This window comes from Arthrobacter sp. Hiyo1 (genome assembly GCF_001263615.2).
In the GTDB taxonomy this organism is placed as follows: Bacteria; Actinomycetota; Actinomycetes; order Actinomycetales; family Micrococcaceae; genus Arthrobacter.
The window spans coordinates 165,520-167,860 of the sequence record NZ_DF952471.1 but is presented as its reverse complement, the minus strand read 5'-3'; the positions used below and the strand labels follow the sequence as shown (position 1 = coordinate 167,860).

General features: G+C 66.1%; 1 protein-coding gene and 2 pseudogenes. 2 read left to right on the top strand and 1 reads right to left on the bottom strand.

Translation table 11 applies throughout. The features are described 5' to 3' along the window. Together AHiyo1_RS26710 and AHiyo1_RS12320 are read left to right on the top strand one after the other, a co-directional pair. Positions 1–979, top strand: a 979-nt coding sequence (locus AHiyo1_RS26710) for a sensor histidine kinase (protein ID WP_253257303.1), incomplete at its 5' end; no start/stop codon positions are given. Beyond that, positions 976–1,652 (top strand): annotated as a pseudogene (locus tag AHiyo1_RS12320) (response regulator). The gene AHiyo1_RS26710 and the pseudogene AHiyo1_RS12320, both read left to right, overlap by 4 nt. Here AHiyo1_RS12320 and AHiyo1_RS12315 read toward each other — a convergent pair. Beyond that, positions 1,642–2,341: pseudogene (locus tag AHiyo1_RS12315) on the bottom strand (ABC transporter ATP-binding protein); the annotation flags it as partial. The pseudogenes AHiyo1_RS12320 and AHiyo1_RS12315 sit on opposite strands and share 11 nt — an antisense overlap.

Sequence of the window (2,341 nt, the reverse complement as noted above, 5' to 3'; positions counted from 1 at the left end):
CGGCGAAAACACCGAACAGATCGACGCCGGAACCCGCCTGGTCCTGTCCGGCCGCATCCTGCCAGCCAGCGACCGCCGCCTACTCAGCGCCTTCGGCGCGCACCTTTCGGCCCAGCTCGAGCGGCGGCAATTGGCGGCAAGCCGACGTGAAGTCAGGCGCTTGGCCGAAAGCAACACCATGCGAACCTCCATCCTGCGCGCCGTCTCCCACGACTTGCGGACTCCGCTGGCCGGGATCAAATTGGCCGTCGGCGGCTTGCGGCAAAGCAACGTCCACTACACACCGGAGGAGGAACAGGAACTGCTGGCAACCATCGAGGAATGCTCGGACAGGCTCGACGTCCTCGTGGGGAACCTCCTGGACATGTCCCGCATTACCTCGGACTCGGTGAATGCCCTCATTCGCCCGGTGCGCTGGTACGAAGTGATCCCTACGGCCCTCCATGGCATGCCGCCGGGGCGGGTGCGCGTCGACCTGCCCGGGAACATGCCGGAGATCGACGCCGACGCCGGGATGCTGGAACGCGTTATCGCAAACATCGTGGAGAATGCCATCAAGTACGCTCCGGATTCCGATGTTGTGCTGGTGGGAGCCGCTGGTGGCTTTAGCTCGTCCACCCTGGACGGGAGGCCGTCCGGAGAACTGCGCATCATCGACCACGGCCAAGGAGTCCCCGCCGAAAGCGTCGTCAGGATGTTCCAGCCATTCCAGCGGCTCAACGACGTCCCTTCCACCACCGGGGTTGGCTTGGGGCTCGCCGTGGCCAAGGGATTCACGGAAGCGATGGGAGGCACGCTCACCGCGGAAGAGACTCCGGGCGGCGGCCTGACCATGGTCATCCGGCTTCCGCTATCCACAGGGGTCGCGTTCCCGCACGAGGAGGCGCAAGCTCCCCTGGAGGCGCAATCCGTTCTTTTGCAGCACCGCCACATGCCGCCGTCGGGCAGTCCGGATAGCGCCTCCAGGGAGGCGGGATGAGCCACGTCCTGGTGGTGGACGACGATCCCCATATCGTCAAGGCCTTGCGGATTACCCTCCAAGCCCACGGTTACACTGTGGCCACAGCGTCCGACGGCGAATCGGCCTTGCGCTCTGCCGCCCAGCACCCGGTTGGCGTCTTGATCCTCGACCTGGGGCTGCCAGACATCGACGGAACCACAGTCATCACCCGCTTGCGTGAGTGGAGTAGCGTACCCATCCTGGTCCTCTCCGCACGTCACGGCTCGGACGACAAGGTGGAAGCCTTGGACGCCGGCGCGGACGACTACATCACCAAACCGTTCGGGCTCGACGAGCTGCTCGCGCGCTCCGGGCGATCCTGCGGCGCACCTCTGACCCGGGCGAAGAAGCGCCCGTGCTGGTCACTGAATCGTTCACTGCGGACCTTGCCATGAGACGCGTGACGCGCGACGGCGAAGACGTCCGCCTCACGCCGACGGAGTGGAGGATCTTGGATCTTTTCGTGCGCAATCCCGAGAAGCTGATCACCCAACAGCAGCTCCTGAGCGAGGTGTGGGGCCCGGCCTACGCCAAGGAGGCCAATTACCTGCGCGTGTACATGGCCCAGCTCCGCCGGAAACTGGAACCGGAGCCCGGGAACCCGCGCCACCTGATCACCGAGGTAGGGATCGGGTACCGGTTCATGCCGTGAGGCGGGCTGCGGCAGCATGACCGGCAAACTCCGCAGTCTCCCCGGCCTCGACAAGCCGCGCATACGCGCCGCCTGAATCGCGAAGGTTTCCGGGCGTTCCGAACTCCACGATGGCACCGCGCGAGAGCACTGCGAGCTGATCGGCTTTCTCCACGGTGGAGAGCCTGTGGGCGATGGTGAGCGTAGTCCGGCCGACGGCCAGCCGGTCGAGCGCCGCCTGGACATGAGCCTCGGTTGCGTTGTCCAGGGCGGAGGTAGCTTCGTCGAGGACCAGCACTTTCGGATTGCGCAGGATGGTTCGGGCAATCGCCAAGCGCTGCTGTTCTCCTCCGGAGAAGCGGTGGCCCCGGGCGCCGACCATGGTGTCCAGGCCGTCGGGCAAGCTTGCGATCAGGTCCGCGATCTGTGCCGAGGCCAGCGCGCTCCACAGCACTGCGTCGTCCGCGCCGGGTGCAGCCAGCAGCAGGTTTTCCCGGATGGTGTCGTGAATCAAGTACGTCTCCTGGGACACCACGCCAACGATTTTCGTCAGGTCCTCAGGGGCGATGTCGCGCACGTCGACGCCGTCAATGGTGATCCGCCCGGCGGTGGCGTCATGCAGCGCGGGACCAGCGAGCCCAGCGTCGATTTGCCGGAGCCCGTGGGCCCACGATCGCGGTGCTGGTGCCGGCCGGAAGCGTGAGGTCGAC